Origin of the sequence: Rhodococcus sp. 06-235-1A, assembly GCF_002258785.1 — a bacterium.
Lineage (GTDB): Bacteria > Actinomycetota > Actinomycetes > Mycobacteriales > Mycobacteriaceae > Rhodococcoides.
Map to the genome: position 1 here is coordinate 18,345 of NZ_NOYI01000006.1, position 15,614 is coordinate 33,958.

General features: G+C 65.0%; 13 protein-coding genes and 2 tRNA genes. 8 read left to right on the forward strand and 7 right to left on the reverse strand.

All coding sequences use genetic code 11. The features are described from left to right. Positions 1–50: 50 nt before the first annotated feature. The 6 genes from rho to argS all read right to left on the reverse strand — a co-directional run bounded on the left by rho (position 51) and on the right by argS (position 8,993). A complete protein-coding gene (gene rho, locus CH275_RS04115; RefSeq protein ID WP_179275973.1) occupies positions 51–2,300 on the reverse strand; it encodes a transcription termination factor Rho in 2,250 nt (749 codons plus the stop codon). Positions 2,301–2,608: 308 nt separating this feature from the next. Further along, complete coding sequence (gene thrB, locus CH275_RS04120) at positions 2,609–3,541, reverse strand: homoserine kinase (RefSeq protein ID WP_094675478.1); 933 nt, start codon at positions 3,539–3,541, stop codon at positions 2,609–2,611. Positions 3,542–3,560: 19 nt separating this feature from the next. Further along, entirely contained in the window at positions 3,561–4,628 is a 1,068-nt protein-coding gene (thrC, locus tag CH275_RS04125) for a threonine synthase (protein WP_094675480.1), read from the reverse strand. Then, entirely contained in the window at positions 4,625–5,926 is a 1,302-nt protein-coding gene (locus tag CH275_RS04130) for a homoserine dehydrogenase (RefSeq protein ID WP_094675482.1), read from the reverse strand. The genes thrC and CH275_RS04130 overlap by 4 nt, the downstream gene beginning before the upstream one ends. Beyond that, on the reverse strand, positions 5,923–7,344 hold the full coding sequence (lysA, locus tag CH275_RS04135; RefSeq protein ID WP_094675484.1) for a diaminopimelate decarboxylase: 1,422 nt from the start codon (positions 7,342–7,344) through the stop codon (positions 5,923–5,925). The genes CH275_RS04130 and lysA overlap by 4 nt, the downstream gene beginning before the upstream one ends. Then, a complete protein-coding gene (gene argS / locus CH275_RS04140; protein ID WP_094675486.1) occupies positions 7,341–8,993 on the reverse strand; it encodes an arginine--tRNA ligase in 1,653 nt (550 codons plus the stop codon). Before argS ends, lysA begins: the two co-directional genes overlap by 4 nt. 231 nt (positions 8,994–9,224) lie before the next feature. On the opposite strand from argS, the gene CH275_RS04145 reads away from it, so the two are divergent. The 5 genes from CH275_RS04145 (at position 9,225) to CH275_RS04165 (ending at position 12,540) form a co-directional block, all read left to right on the forward strand. Next, positions 9,225–10,106 (forward strand): DUF3105 domain-containing protein, encoded by an 882-nt coding sequence (locus CH275_RS04145; RefSeq protein WP_094675488.1) that lies wholly within the window; start codon positions 9,225–9,227, stop codon positions 10,104–10,106. Next, positions 10,106–10,816: a DUF305 domain-containing protein gene (locus tag CH275_RS04150; protein WP_094675490.1), complete on the forward strand. Its 711-nt coding sequence runs from the start codon at positions 10,106–10,108 to the stop codon at positions 10,814–10,816. The genes CH275_RS04145 and CH275_RS04150 overlap by 1 nt, the downstream gene beginning before the upstream one ends. A 68-nt stretch (positions 10,817–10,884) precedes the next feature. Continuing rightward, a tRNA-Arg gene (locus CH275_RS04155) sits at positions 10,885–10,957 on the forward strand. Positions 10,958–11,017: 60 nt separating this feature from the next. Beyond that, on the forward strand, positions 11,018–11,938 hold the full coding sequence (locus CH275_RS04160; protein WP_094675492.1) for a hypothetical protein: 921 nt from the start codon (positions 11,018–11,020) through the stop codon (positions 11,936–11,938). A gap of 14 nt (positions 11,939–11,952) precedes the next feature. Beyond that, positions 11,953–12,540 (forward strand): class I SAM-dependent DNA methyltransferase, encoded by a 588-nt coding sequence (locus tag CH275_RS04165; protein ID WP_094675494.1) that lies wholly within the window; start codon positions 11,953–11,955, stop codon positions 12,538–12,540. A 44-nt stretch (positions 12,541–12,584) separates the two neighbouring features. Here the strand turns inward: CH275_RS04165 and CH275_RS04170 are convergent. Continuing rightward, a tRNA-Cys gene (locus CH275_RS04170) sits at positions 12,585–12,658 on the reverse strand. Between the two features lie 105 nt (positions 12,659–12,763). Between CH275_RS04170 and CH275_RS04175 the strand changes: the two genes are divergently transcribed. From CH275_RS04175 to CH275_RS04185, 3 genes are all read left to right on the forward strand, one after another. Then, entirely contained in the window at positions 12,764–14,107 is a 1,344-nt protein-coding gene (locus tag CH275_RS04175; RefSeq protein ID WP_094675496.1) for a DUF2254 domain-containing protein, read from the forward strand. Between the two features lie 35 nt (positions 14,108–14,142). Next, on the forward strand, positions 14,143–14,676 hold the full coding sequence (locus CH275_RS04180; RefSeq protein ID WP_094675498.1) for a MarR family winged helix-turn-helix transcriptional regulator: 534 nt from the start codon (positions 14,143–14,145) through the stop codon (positions 14,674–14,676). Positions 14,677–14,778: 102 nt separating this feature from the next. Further along, positions 14,779–15,603, forward strand: coding sequence for a hypothetical protein (locus tag CH275_RS04185; protein WP_094675500.1), 825 nt, complete (start codon positions 14,779–14,781; stop codon positions 15,601–15,603). The last annotated feature ends 11 nt before the right edge of the window (positions 15,604–15,614 follow it).

Here is a 15,614-nt window from a genome sequence, read left to right on the forward strand (position 1 = left end):
CACGCACCCACCGGCTTGTTCCCCGGGCGAAAGACCCGGGGAACAACCGTTCAGTCGTTGTTGCCGCCCGGTGCGGTCTTGGAGACCTCCATGAGGAATTCCAGGTTGTTCTTGCTCTTCTTCAGGCGATCGACCAGCAGGTCGATGGCTTGATGCGAGTCGAGTCCGGACAGAACGCGCCGCAACTTGTGCACCACTGCCGCCTCGTCGGGAGCGAGAAGCAGTTCGTCGTGGCGGGTGCTGGACGGGTTGATGTCGACGGCCGGGAACACACGCCGCTCGGCGATCTTGCGATCGAGCTTGAGTTCGGCGTTACCGGTGCCCTTGAACTCCTCGAAGATCACGGTGTCGCCGGTCGATCCGGTCTCGACCATGGCAGTGGCGATGATCGTCAACGACCCACCGTGCTCGATGTTTCGAGCTGCACCGAGGAATCGCTTCGGCGGATACAGCGCGGTCGAGTCGACACCACCGGAGAGGATTCGGCCCGACGCGGGCGAGCTGTTGTTGTACGCACGTCCCAGACGAGTGATCGAGTCCAGCAGAACCACCACGTCCTGGCCGGCTTCGACCAGGCGCTTCGCGCGCTCGATCGCGAGCTCGGCAACCGCGGTGTGGTCGCCGGGCGGCCGGTCGAACGTCGACGCGATGACCTCGCCCTTGACGCTGCGCTGCATGTCCGTCACTTCTTCGGGACGCTCGTCGACGAGGATGACCATGAGGTAGCACTCGGGATTGTTGATCGCGATCGCGTTGGCGATGGCCTGCAGAACGCTGGTCTTACCGGCCTTCGGCGGGCTGACGATCAGCGCACGCTGTCCCTTACCGATCGGCATGACCAGATCGATGATGCGTGTGGTGAGGATGTTCTGCTGGGTCTCGAGACGCAGCCGCTGGTTGGGGTACAGCGGGGTGAGCTTGCCGAATTCTGGGCGCTTGCGAGCGGCCTCGACCTCGCCCCCGTTGACGGTGTCCAGACGGACCAGCGGGTTGAACTTCTGCCGCTGACCGGACTGCTCGCCCTCGCGGGCCACGCGAACCGCACCGGTCACGGCATCGCCGCGCCGAAGACCGTTCTTGCGCACCAGGTTCATCGACACGTAGACGTCGTTGGGACCGGCCAGGTAACCCGAAGTGCGGACGAACGCGTAGTTGTCGAGAACGTCGAGGATGCCGGCTACGGGCTGAAGGACGTCGTCCTCGCGTATCTCGGTGTCGCGCTCGCGACCGCCACCGTCGTTGCCTTCGCCACGGTCGCGGCCACGACGACGCTCGCGGAACCGGCGACCCCGACGACCGCGGCCTTCGCCCTCGTCGTCCTGATTGTTGTCGCGGTTGTCGCGCGGACCGTTGTTGCGATCCTCGTTACGCCCGTCGTTGCGATTGTCGTTGCGGCCGTCGCCCTGGTTGCGGTTGCGACCGTTGCGATCGCCCTGATTGCGACCGCCGCCGTCCCGGTTCGAGCTGTCCCGTTCACCCTGATTGCGGTTGCCGTTGTCTCGGTTGCCGTTCTCGCGATTGGAGGAGTCTCGGTCGCCCTGATTTCGGCTTCCGCTGTCACGATTCGAGTTGTCACGATTCGAGTTGTCACGATTCGAGTTGTCACGATTCGAGTTGTCGCGATTCGAGTTGTCGCGATTCGAGTTGTCGCGATTCGAGTTGTCGCGACCCGAATTGTCCCGACTGTCGTCGGCGTCGCGCAGCTCGCGATCGCTTCCGTCCTGACGGCCACGTTCGCCTCGACTGCGTCGCGGGCGCTGGCCCGTCTCGTTGTCGCCGGACTCGTCGGTCTTGTCGGACTGCACGACTGCGGCCGGTGCGTCTGCTGCGGCAGGCGTCGATCCGGCCGAGTCACCGCTGTCGTCGAGCGGGAGCTGATCCGGTGCACCGGCGCGGCGACCCGCGGCCCGACGGCCGCGCGTGCGACGTCCGGTCTCAGGTGCTGCGTCACCGGCATCGCCCGACTGGCCTGCGGAGGCGTCCGACGGCGCTACCTCGGGAGCAGACTGGGCAGACGCCTTCTCGGGGGCCTTCTCGGCAGTCTTGTCGGCGGCCGGTCGATCTTCTACGACGGGTGCTGCTGCAGCAGCTCGACGCGACTTCGGTGCGTCGGCCTTCGCCGACGCAGCGCCCGATTGACGCTCGGAAATCGCAGCGATCAGATCGCCCTTGCGCATGCCGGAAATACTTTTGATGCCCAGTTCACCGGCGAGGCTGCGCAGCTCGGTGAGAACCATTCCGGACAGGCCGGCACGTCGGCGTGACGTTTCGGGCGCAGAGATAAGTTCCGTATCGGTCACGGAGGTCCTTTCCTTCCCTCGCTCGCTCGATGCGCAGCAGAGGGTTCGTTCCGCAGTTCGGCGTTCTACCGAACTCGGATATTGCCGTTCATGTTCGACGCACTCCGTCGACGACACCATCGAACCGAGCCCGCAGAGAACTACGGGGAGGATCGAGTCAGGAGCGTCACATCACTCGGACGTTTGAATCCCCCGAATACAGCGACCTGATTGCCCTGACGAAACCGGCGTCTGAAGCGCACGATGTACGGACAGGGTTCACCATAGCGCCGTTGTCCTCAGTCGGCAAGAACCCTATTCGGCAATTGTCACGCGATGGTGACACCGTCGGCGACGTCGAGGTCGAGTACCCGCCATCCCTCGGCCGTCGCCGCGTCACGAAGGTCCGCCGGAAACTCCTCGGTGCACAACGCCATGACGGTCGGTCCCGCTCCGGAGACCACCGCCGCGATGGACCGAGCGCGGAGTGTCGCGATCCAACGGGTGGTATCGGGCAGCGCCTGAGCTCGTTGGCCCTGATGCAGCAGATCCTCGGTTGCCGACATCAGGAGATCCGGACGCTCGGTGAGGGCCACGACCGCGAGGGCACTGCGACTGACGTTGAAGGCCGCGTCTCGGTGGGGCACCAACTCCGGCAACAGACCCCGCGTGTGCGACGTCGACGAACGCTCGGACGGTACGAGCACGACAACCTTGATGCTCGGGTGCACCGCGAGCCGAACCGCTGCGTACTTTCGCGCCGTCACACTGGCATTGGGCGGTTCACTCCACGACACGACGGCACCACCGAGGCAACTTGCCGACGCGTTGTCGGGATGGCCCTCGAATTCCGACGAGAGCTGAACGAGTTGACTCTCCGACAGCGACAACGACGGATCCACCTTCGCAGCCAGCGCATTGGCCGCTGCGAGGCCACCGACCACAGCCGACGCCGACGAACCGAGACCTCGCGAATGAGGAATCACGTTGCGGCAGTGGACATCGAGGCCATCGGCCCACACTCCGGCAGCTTCGAGTCCCCGCTCGATGGCACGCACCACCAAGTGCGTCGGACCCCACGGCACGTCCGCCGAGCCCTCGCCGTCGACGTGAATTCGCAGCCCCGACGAGGTCGTCGTGACCTCGATCTCGTCGTAGAGCCCCAAAGCGATTCCCAGACTGTCGAATCCAGGTCCGATGTTGGCACTGGACGCTGGAACACGCGCGGTGACCGTGAGCCCGATGGGGAGTGTCGTCGTCATAGCCGGAGATTCCGTCAACTCAGGCCAGCTCGAGCGCGGCCGCCACAGCGACGGGATCGACCGAAATCGGTTCTACCACAGGCATTCCCGACAGTGCGGTATCAGGGTCCTTGAGGCCGTTTCCGGTCACCGTGCACACCACGGTCAGGCCCGGCTCCAGCCAGCCTTCCTTTCGGGCCGCCAGGAGTCCGGCGACGCTGGCCGCGGACGCAGGCTCGACGAACACACCCTCGGTCTTCGCGATCAGTCGGTACGCCTCGAGAATCTCCTCGTCGGTGGCTGCGCGGAATGCACCGTTGGATTCTTCCTTCGCGTTGACGGCACCGTTCCAGGAAGCAGGCGAGCCGATCCGGATTGCGGTGGCGATGGTTTCGGGATCCTTCACGGGCGCACCGTGAACCAGCGGAGCGGCACCTGCGGCCTGAACTCCGAGCATCCGCGGCTTGCGTGTGGTGAGACCGTCTCGGAAGTACTCCGAGTAGCCCCGCCAGTACGCGGTGATGTTGCCTGCGTTGCCGACCGGCAGTGCATGGATGTCCGGTGCATCGCCGAGGGCGTCGCAGATCTCGAAGGCCGCAGTCTTCTGGCCCTCGATGCGAACAGGGTTGACGGAGTTGACCAGACCGATGGTCGGGAACTCGGCTGTGGTCTTGCGCGCCAGTTCGAGGCAGTCGTCGAAGTTGCCCTGAACCTGAATGATCTTGGCTCCGTGCATGACTGCCTGAGCGAGCTTGCCCATGGCGATCTTGCCCTGCGGCACCAGGACGGCACAGCTCATTCCGGCCTTGGCCGCGTAGGCGGCTGCGGAGGCCGAGGTGTTGCCGGTCGAGGCACAGAGAACTGCTTCCTGTCCCCGGGCGAGCGCGTCGGTGACGGCCATGGTCATACCGCGGTCCTTGAAGGAACCGGTGGGGTTGAGCCCCTCGACCTTCAGATGCACCGTGCACCCGGTCAGTTCGGACAGATGCCCGGCGGGCAGCAGCGGAGTTCCGCCTTCGCGCAGCGTGACGGTCTTCCAGTCCGGGCCGATGGCCAGACGCGGGCGGTATGCCTCGATCAGACCGGGCCAGGGGGTGTGGACGCTCATACGGTGGTGCCTTCCAATCGGAGAACGCTGGCGACGTGGACGACCACATCGAGCTGCTCGAGCGATGCAACGGTTTCGGACAGTGCGGAGTCGGCCGCGAGGTGGGTGACCACGACGAGCCTGGCTCCGTCACCCGAGCCCTGCTGGCGCACCGTCGAGATACTGACGTCGCGCTTGGAGAACTCGGCTGCCACGGTCGCCAGCACGCCGGGCTTGTCCGCCACCTGCATGCTGACGTAGTAGCGAGTGAGGATGTCACCCATGGGGGCCACCTTGAGCTTGGCGTACTTGGATTCGAGCGGGCCCCGGCCGCCGTAGAACTTGTTGCGCGCGGCCATCACCAGATCGCCGAGTACTGCGGACGCCGTCGGCGCGCCGCCCGCACCCTGTCCGTAGAACATCAGGCGTCCGGCAGCCTCGGCTTCGACGACCACGGCGTTGAACGCACCGTTCACCGATGCCAGCGGATGGTTCAGCGGAACGAGCGCCGGGTAGACCCGAGCGGAGATTCGTTCCTTGCCCTTGGGCGTCACGATTCGCTCGCAGATGGCCAGCAGTTTGATGGTGCAGTCCAGGGACTTCGCGGTCTCGAGGTCGTCCGAGGTGATCTTGCTGATGCCCTCGCGGTACACATCACCGGCCGTGACCCGCGTGTGGAACGCGATGGACGCCAGGATGGCTGCCTTCGATGCGGCGTCGTATCCCTCGACGTCAGCGGTCGGGTCGGCCTCGGCGTAACCGAGACGCCCTGCTTCGGCAAGGGTTTCGGCGTAGTCCGCGCCGGTCTCGTCCATGGCGGAGAGGATGAAGTTGGTGGTGCCGTTGACGATGCCCGCGACCTTGTTCACGCGGTCGCCCGCGAGGGACTGCATCAGCGGACGAACGACCGGAATGGCTCCGGCCACGGCAGCCTCGAAATACAGGTCTGCGCGCGACTTCTCGGCCGCGTCGGCCAGTTCACCGGTGTACTCGGCCAGCAGGGCCTTGTTAGCCGTGATGACGGACTTGCCCTTCTCCAGGGCCGACAGCACCAGTTTGCGGGGAATGTCGATGCCGCCGAGTACCTCGACGACGATGTCGACGTCGTCGCGGCCGACCAGCTCTGCGGGGTCGTCGGTGAGCAGCTCGGCCGGTACGCCACGATCACCGTCGACCCGCCGTACAGCGATGCCTCGAATTGCCAGTGGCGCACCGATCCTCGCCTCGAAATCCTCTGCGTTCTCGGTGAGGATTCGGACGACCTCACTACCGACGTTTCCGAGTCCGAGTACGGCGACGCCTATCGGCTTCGATGTCATGGCTGAACCTCCAAGCTGAGCAGATCTTCGATGGTTTCCCGCCGCAGGATCAGGCGTGACTGCCCGTCCTTGACCGCGACCACAGCGGGCCGCGTCAGCAGGTTGTAGCGACTGGACATGGAGTAGCAGTAGGCCCCGGTGGCCGCCACTGCGAGCAGGTCACCCGGCCCGACGTCTGCCGGCATCCACGTGTTCTTGATGACGATGTCGCCGCTCTCGCAATGCTTTCCGACCACCCGGGCCACGACTGCCTCTGCCTCACTGGACCGCGACACCAATCGACAATCGTATTCGGCCTGGTACAGCGAGGTGCGAATGTTGTCGCTCATTCCGCCGTCGACGCTGATGTAGCGCCTGCGCGTCGCCTTGTCGACGGTGACATCTTTGATCGTGCCGACCTCGTAGAGCGTGACGGTGCCCGGTCCGGCGATGGCGCGGCCGGGCTCGACTGCGATGGTCGGGACCGGCAGTCCCACCGCGGCCGACTCGGTCTCGACGATGGCGGTCAGCTTCGCCGCGAGTTGTTCCACCGGAGGCGGGTCGTCGCTCGGCACGTACGAAATACCCATGCCGCCACCGAGATCCAGCGTCGAGATCTGGGAGGTCTTGTCGACGCCGAATTCGGAGACGATGTCTGCCAGCAGCCCGATGACCTTGTGCGCTGCCAACTCGAAGCCGTCGACCTCGAAGATCTGCGACCCGATGTGGCTGTGCAGACCCACGAGGCGAAGGTTGTCTGCAGCGAACACGCGGCGGACCGCGTCGAGTGCCGAACCGTCGGCGAGCGAGAAACCGAACTTCTGATCCTCGTGCGCGGTCGCAATGAATTCGTGCGTGTGCGCTTCGACACCGACGGTGATGCGAATCAGAACGTCCTGCACCACACCGGCCGCGCCGGCAACTCCGTCGAGACGGTCTATCTCGATGTTGGAGTCCAGTACCACATGCTCGACGCCCGCGCGCACGCCTGCTTCGAGCTCGGCCACCGATTTGTTGTTGCCGTGCATGGCGATTCGGTCCGCGGGGAATCCCGCGGCGAGCGCGATGGCCAGCTCGCCTCCGGAGCAGATGTCGAGCGAGAGCCCTTCGTCGGCAACCCAGCGCGCGATCTCTCCGCACAGGAAAGCCTTGGAGGCGTAGTGAACTCGTTCGGGTGCCCCGAAGGCAGCGGCCATTTCACGGCAGCGCGAACGGAAGTCGTCCTCGTCGATGACGAACAGCGGTGTGCCGTACTGCGCCGCGAGATCGGTCACCGACACTCCGGCGAGACGGACGGTTCCGTCCTCACCGCGCTCGGCGTTGCGGGGCCACACCTGCGCCGGCAGAGTCGTCATCTCCGACGCGTCGGACGGGCGATGGGACGTGCTCTGTACGGCGGGATTGTCGGCATGCTTCGGTCCTGCCGGATGTGCGCTCACATGCGCTCCGGTGCGCTGACCCCGAGCAGTTCCAGGCCGTTGGCCAGGACCTGCCGGGTCGCGTTCCCCAACGCCAGTCGTGCGGTGTTCACAGGTCCGGGCTCCTCGTCTCCTTGTGGAAGTACTCGACACGCACCGTAGAAACGGTGGTAGGCCCCCGCCAACTCTTCGAGGTAGCGGGCGATCCGATGTGGTTCGCGTAGTTCGGCGGCGCTGGCCACCACTCGGGGGTACTCGCCGATCGTCCTGATCAGCTCGCCTTCCTGCTCGTGGGTGAGCAGGCTCAGATCGGGCTGTTCCGCACTGATTCCCAGCTCGGCAGCGTTGCGCGCGAGCGAGGCCAGGCGAGCGTGGGCGTATTGGACGTAGTACACCGGGTTCTCGTTGCTCGCGCTCGCCCACAGTGCGAGGTCGATGTCGATGCTGGAGTCGACGGACGACCGGATCATGACGTACCGGGAGGCGTCGACGCCGATTGCGTCGACCAGGTCGTCGAGGGTGATGACGGTTCCGGCGCGCTTGCTCATCTTCACGGCCACGCCGTCGCGGACCAGGTTGACCATCTGTCCGATCAGTACCTCGACCGTCTCGGGGTCGTCTCCGAACGCTGCCGCGGCCGCCTTGAGCCGTCCGATGTATCCGTGGTGGTCTGCTCCGAGCATGTAGATGCACAGGTCGAAGCCGCGCTGGCGCTTGTTCTGGAAGTAGGCGATGTCGCCGGCGATGTAGGCGGCGTTGCCGTCGCTCTTGATGACGACGCGATCCTTGTCGTCACCGAAGTCGGTGGACCGGAGCCACCAGGCGCCGTCTTCCTCGTAGAGACTCCCCGAGGTCTTGAGGTACTCGACCGACTTCTCGACCGCACCGGATTCGAACAGCGAGTTCTCGTGGAAGTAGACATCGAAGTCGACGCCGAACTCGTGCAGGTTCGCCTTGATCCGATCGAACATCAGCTCGGTGCCGATGGATCGGAACGTCTCTTCCTGTGCCTCGGTGTCCAGGGCGAGCGCATCAGGTCGCTCGGCGAGCACATGCGCTGCGATCTCGGCGATGTATTCGCCCGCATAGCCGTTGTCTGGTGCAGGCTCACCCTTGGCGGCGGCGATGAGCGAGTGCGTGAAGCGCGCGATCTGAGCGCCGTGATCGTTGAAGAAGTATTCGCGAGTGACCTCGGCGCCGTGAGCGGTGAGAATGCGACCGAGCGCATCACCGACGGCCGCCCACCGGGTGCCGCCGAGATGTACCGGGCCGGTCGGGTTGGCCGAGACGAACTCGAGGTTGACCTTCTTTCCCGCCATCGACGATCCGTTGCCGAATGCCGTGCCTGCGGCGAGTACTCGGGCGACGATCTCGCCCTGAGCAGCAGCGGCCAGCCTGATGTTCAGGAATCCCGGGCCTGCAACGTCGGCGCTGTCGATCGCGGCCTCGGCAGCGAGAGCGTCGGCGAGCCAGCCGGCGAAGTCGCGGGGATTGGCTCCGGCCTTCTTCGCGACCTGCAGTGCCACGTTGGTCGCGTAATCGCCGTGCTCGGGGTTGCGGGGACGCTCGACCGTCAACTTCGCGGGAAGAACGGATGCGTCCAGACCGCGCTCGGCAAGCACTTTCGCGGCGGTCGCGTGTAGCAGTTCGGCAAGATCGGCGGGAGTCACAGGTAGCTATCCTATTGGCTGGTGCGCGCCGTCCTCGCATCCACTGCCCGTCTGCCGGTGAGCACCCTCGGCCCATGCAGTCCACACGGGCTCTGAGCACGCTCTCAGGCAGAGAACGTACAGTAAGGACGCTCTGCGCCGACGGTCCGCGATCAACGCCGTCACCAGCAGATACGTACCAACAGCGTCAACGACCACCACCTTTCCTCGACTGAGAGAGCAACTACAGCGATGCCAACGGGTCCCGACAAAGGCAGTCAGAACAAGTCGGCTGCGAAGGCAGACAAAGCCATCAATGCCGCTAACAAGAAGTCCGCTCGTAAGAAGAAGGGCGGCGTTCCCGCCGCCAAGGGCAGGCAGATTCCCTGGCTGACGGTTGCCGGTGTCGTAGTGGTTGTCGGTCTGGTCGCCGGACTCGGGATCAATCTGTATCCGAAGTACCAGGATCGGGCCGAGGCGCAGAAGTTCGCGCCCAGCGAGTCCAATCAGGACCCGTCGACGGGCATCGAGGGCGTGACGGTCCAGGAGTACCCCGCGGCTCTGCACGTTGCGCGCACGCAGCGGGTCGCCTACGACCAGTCGCCGCCGTTCGGCGGGCCGCACGACGCCGTGTGGGCCACCTGCACGGGAATCGTCTATCCCGAGGCGATTCGCACCGAGAATGCCGTCCACTCTCTCGAGCACGGGGCCGTCTGGGTCACCTACAACCCCGATGACCTGAATGCGGACCAGATCCAATCACTCGCAGACCGCGTCGACGGTGAGACCCAGATGCTGATGTCGCCTTATCCCGGCCTCGACACCCCCGTCTCGCTGCAGTCCTGGGGCCATCAGCTCAAGCTGGACAGTGTCGACGACGCGCGCATCGGCCAGTTCATCTCCGCCTTGCGCCTGAACCGCTTCGCCTACCCGGAGGTCGGTGCCAGCTGCGCATCGGTACCGGGCACAGGTGACAACGCCTTCGACCCGGACAACCCACCGCTGTTCGACGCCTCCGCACCCGGTCCGGACGCAGTGCCGATGGACGGTGCCGGAATCACCCCCGACACCAGTGAGACAAGTGGAGCCGGCGGGATGCAGCTGCCCAGCGACCTCCAGATCCCCACGAACTGATGATCGAACCGACACCGACCGATGATGCGGTAGCCACCAAGCCGAGCCAACGCACCGCGTTGGTGATACTCGCGCTGATCGCAGTCCTGGCGATCGGTTTCGCCCTGGGCTTTCTGGTGCAGAGTCCGTTCCGCAGCGACGACAGTGCGGCCGCCGCGGACTCGGTCGATGTCGGTTTCGCTCAGGACATGACCGTGCACCACAACCAGGCCATCGAGATGGCCGCGGTGGCGTTGACCAACGCCTCGGATCAGGCCGTGAAGAACCTGGCGTTCGACATGCTCACCTCGCAGCAGAACCAGGTGGGGCAGATGCAGGGCTGGTTGGCTCTGTGGGACCGTGCACCGATCTCGACCGACGGCTACATGACCTGGATGACCGAGGACGACTCCCACGGGCACTCGATGGGCGGAATGTCCATGGATCCCGGGTCGTCGGATCCCACCAGGGCGATGCCGGGCATGGCCAGTTCGACCGAACTCGCAGCGCTTCGGCAGGCCACCGGCCCGGCCGTCGACGTCATGTTCCTGCAACTCATGCTGCGCCACCACGAGGGCGGCCTGGCGATGATGGAGTACGCCCAGACTCACGCGCAGTCGCCTGCGGTGATCAATCTGGCGAAGTCCATGGTTGCCACCCAGACCAGCGAGTCGACCCTCATGAAGCAGATGCTCGACGAGAAGGGTGCGCAGCCGCTGCCCGAGGGGTGATTTCGGCTCGGGTCGCGGATGCGCTAGTCTTTCGTACAGCCCAACAGGCACACCGGTTCGTCCGGTGCGCCCCCGTAGCTCAGGGGATAGAGCGTTCGCCTCCGGAGCGAAAGGCCGCAGGTTCGAATCCTGCCGGGGGCACACATCTTTCACGCACGTCATCCTCCTTGGGTGACTGCTCGAACGAGACGGTGGACTTCGATGTCCGAGAATCTCCCCCACATCGAGACCGTCATCGACGATCTGTATTCGCTCCCTCCCGCCGATTTCGTCTCGCATCGCTCCGCGTACGTCACCCGGTTCAAGAAATTCGGCGACAAAGCCGGTGCCGCCCGCATCGGTGCCCAGCGCAAGCCCACGGTAGTGGCGTGGTTGGTGAACACACTCGCGCGGCAGGACGAATCGGCTCTGGCAGAACTATTCGACCTCGGTGAGCAGCTCGAACGAGCCCAGCAGCGCGGCGACGGCTCCCGGCTGCGCGAATTGTCCACGGCTCGAAGCACTTCGATACGCGCGCTGACCGAAAGAGCAGTCACGCTGGGACGTGACCTCGGCACCAGCGTCGGCGACAATGCCGCCCGCGAGATCTCCAACACCCTGAGCGCGGCGATGGCCGACCCCGAGATACGCGACCGTGTCCGTGCCGGCAGAACCGTGGTGGCCGAAACGTACAGCGGCTTCGGGCCTGCGCTGCTCTCGCTGGTTCCGGAGCCTACCGAGGACGAGACCGAGACCGACGGCGTATCGGACACTGCCGATGACGCACCCGAGGACGCAGCAGAGTCCGATTCCGAGGACACTTCCGAAGCCGAGAAGCTGCGCGAGGTCGAGCACAATCGACTGGTCGCCGAACTCGAATCGGCCGAGTCCGACCTCGATGACGCGCGCGTCGAGGCGGAGGAGGCACAGGCCGACACCGAACGGACGGCATCCGAACTGCGCAGCGCTGCAGCGGAAGTCGAACGAATCGAGTCGGAACTGACTGCGGCGAAGACCCGCGCGAAGGCTGCGCGGGAAGCGGAGAGAACAAGCGTCGTACAGGCGGGGTCGACGGCGGAGGCACTCGAGGCAGCCCGAGCCCGAGTCGCCGAAGCCCAGTCGGCCCTGGACTCCTTGACCTGACCTACCCTGGCGGCATGACCACACGCTGGCAAGCCGAGAACACCGTAGACGATTCCAAGCGGTACATCGAGCGATTCGACCGCCTGGCCGAACGCGGCGTGGATCTGCACGGTGAGGCCCGCATGGTCGACGCGTTGGTCTCCCCCGCGTCGAGCATCCTCGATGCAGGATGCGGTACCGGCAGACTCGGTGCCGAACTGGTCCGCCGCGGCCACCGGGTAACGGCAGTGGATCTCGATCCGGTTCTGGCCGAAGCCGCGCAAGCGCGGCCCGAACTCGACGTGCACGTCGCCGATCTGACGACGCTGGATCTGGGACGAACGTTCGACGCAGCCGTTGCGGCAGGCAACGTTCTCGTCTACATGGCTCCGGGCACCGAACGTGCAGCACTGCAACGTATCTGGGCCCACCTGGCCGACGGCGGGGTGTTCGTCACTGGCTTCGCCACCGATCGCGAGTACTCCGTTGGCATGCTCGACGACGATTTGGCGGCGGTCGGCTTCGTCGTCGAGCATCGATTCGCGACCTGGGATCTGCGGCCATGGCGCGCCGACGCGGATTGGGCCGTGACCGTGGCACGAAAGCCCGCCCTGCTCGCCTGATGGGAAATGAATCGAGACCGACCATTGCTGGTCGGTCTCGATGATGGAGCGAGCGACGGGATTCGAACCCGTGTAAACGGCTTTGCAGGCCGGTGCCTAGCCACTCAGCCACACCCGCATCACCGATGACGATGCCGTATCGGATGGGCGTGGCCCACCGTTTCGATCATCGTGATTCGAACCCCGATGATTGATTCGGATACCCCGGGGAAGACTGTGGCTCATGAAGGAACACATGGCCACGTTGCGGGAGTCGTTCTGGTTCATCCCCGCTGTCCTGGGAGTCTGCGCGCTCCTGCTCGCGCAGGCCCTGGTGAGTCTCGACCGCTATCTGCTCGACACCCGGGTGGATCTGACGGGCTCGCTGCTCTATCACGTCGGCGCCAGTGGCAGCAGAGACATTCTCGGTGCCATCGGCGGCTCGATGTTGGGAGTGGCCGCGACGTCGTTCTCCATCACGATCTCCGTACTCGCCACCGCCAGTTCGTCGTACGGCCCTCGTCTGGTGCGAAACTTCATGGCAGACCGAGGCAATCAGGTGGTACTCGGCATCTTCGGTGCCACATTCCTGTACTCACTGATGGTGTTGCGGTCGATTCGATCGATCGAATCCGACGGCTCGGTATTCGTGCCCGACATCGCCGTCAACGTTGCCGTCGCCCTCGCGGTCGTCGACGTGGGTGTGCTCGTGTACTTCATTCATCACATCGCTCAGTCGATTCAGGTCGCCACGCTGTCCGCCCGAGTCCGCGACGAGTTGTCGGAGTCCGTCGACGCTCTGTATCCACTCGAGCAACCCGACGACGCGGCGTCGGCAGACGGAATTTCCAAGCCACCCGTCTACACCACGGTGCTCGCCGAGGAATCCGGAGTGATCATCGATATCGATGAGGTCGGTGTCCTGGGCATCGCCACCGACAGCAGCACCATGGTCGAGATTCATCGAGCGCCCGGTGACCATGTCGTCGCCGGTGAACCCCTCGCAGACATCCTCGCCGATCGTTCGGCCGACATATCCGAGGACGCGATCGGCCGAGTACGAGGATCCTTCGACATCGGCACCAGCCGAACACCCCGGCACGACATAGCCTTCGCCGTCGAGCAGATGACCGAAATGGCCGTGCGCGCGCTGTCCACCGGGGTCAACGACCCGTACACGGCACGCAACGCCATCGACGACCTCTCCGTCGGACTCGTCGCGGTCGTCCAGCGTCCGATGCCCTGCCGTGCACGGTGTGACTCCGACGGCATCGTGCGAGTGATCATCGGCCGCGTGGCGGTCGAGTCGCTGATCGATCACGCACTGGATGCGGTGCGGATCTACGGCACCGGAAGCCCGATGGTGGTGGAAGCCGGAATTCGTCTCGCCGAGCGAGTGGGCCGCGCGGCGCGGTCGACCGACCACGTCGACGCCGTACTGGCTCAACTCGAGCTCCTGGACAGGGCATTGGTGAGCGGCGAGACCGACACCGCGCGCACAGCCCAAGCCCGAGAGCAGATCTCGCGCGTTCGGGTTGCGATCACGGATCGGGTACCTCTGGCGGTACTTCGCAACGCGATTCGGTAGTCGCACGAAGCCGACACCGTGGGAGGATGGTCGCTATGCCTGCACCGTCTCCGTTGCCACTCGATCCCATTGCAGAGGCCCACCGTCAGTGGTCCAAGCACGGGTGGTCCGACGCCGCCGACGGAATGGCTGCGGTGACATCGCTGATGCGCGCGCAGCAGATCATGCTGGCCCGCGTCGAGGAGGCATTGAAGCCGACCGGGCTGACCTTCTCGCGGTACGAGTTGCTGACGTTGTTGACGTTCACCAAGAACGGCGCTCTGCCGATGGCCAAGGCGAGCGCACGTCTACAGGTCCACCCGACGAGCGTGACCAACGCTGTGGACCGTCTCGAATCCGTGGGATACGTTCGCCGCATTCCCCATCCGAGCGATCGTCGCACCACTCTCGTCGAAATCACCGAGCAGGGACGGGCATTGGCCCTCGAGGCTACCGAGCGCTTGAACTCGCTGGTGTTCACCCACCCCGGCCTGGCCCGCGACAAGCTGCTCACACTGGTCCGTATCCTGGCGGAACTACGTTCGGATGCAGGCGATTTCGACAGTGATGACATAGCCACATCGTTCTGATATCTGTCGTGACTCGTCACAAATTAATGGCACACCCGTACCGTTCGTGGTGGAATTGCTCTGTGAACAAGGCGGAGTCGATCTGCTGAAGGGTGGGGCCGGGTGCTGGTATTGGGAGTCGGGGCAGGTGCACACGGTGCACGTGCGATCTTGACCTATCTGGACAGCCCCCATCGAACACCCATCGTGGCGCGGACGGTGCGCCGCGCGCCCGGCCAGTCCTTGGCCACCACCATTGCCACCGGCGTCGACGCCGTACATTCCATCGCCGGGTCGATGTCGCTGCCGGTGCAGTTCTCCGCCATCGCGTACCGGGTGGCGACCGATCCCGGTTCGGTCGCCACCAGCGGCGCGGCCCGCACGGCATCGCTGGTGCCGGAAACCGCTGCGCAAGTGCGCTATCTGCGTTTCATCGGGCTGGTACCCAACCACGGTGTCACTGTGCTGTGCGATATCGGCAGTACCGGAACCACCGTCACTGTCGTCGATCTCGCCTCCACTCGCACTCTCATGACACGACGCACGGCCACCTTCTGCGGCGACGATCTCGACCATTCGGTTCGTCGACTGCTCTCGTCCAAGGGCGTACGCGTCGGAATCGACGCCAGCCGATCCATCAAGGAGAAACTCAGCGTCGATTCCGTCGTCAGCACCACGGACCCATCCGGTACTGCACGGCATGTGCTCACCCGACGCGACTTCGACGATCTGATCGCCGGACCGGTGCGGTACGTGGGCATGCTCGTCGAGCAGACCATCCAATTGTCCAGTGCCAGGCCGCAGTCCATCGTCGTGGTCGGCGGCGGCGCGAACATCACGTCGATAGCTCGGTCGCTCGAACTGCGGACCGGCCTGACGACTCTGGTGCCGTCGATGCCGGAACTCGTCTCGGCCCGCGGGGCCGCGCTCCTGTCCCCAGACAGGTAGGGTGGACCGGC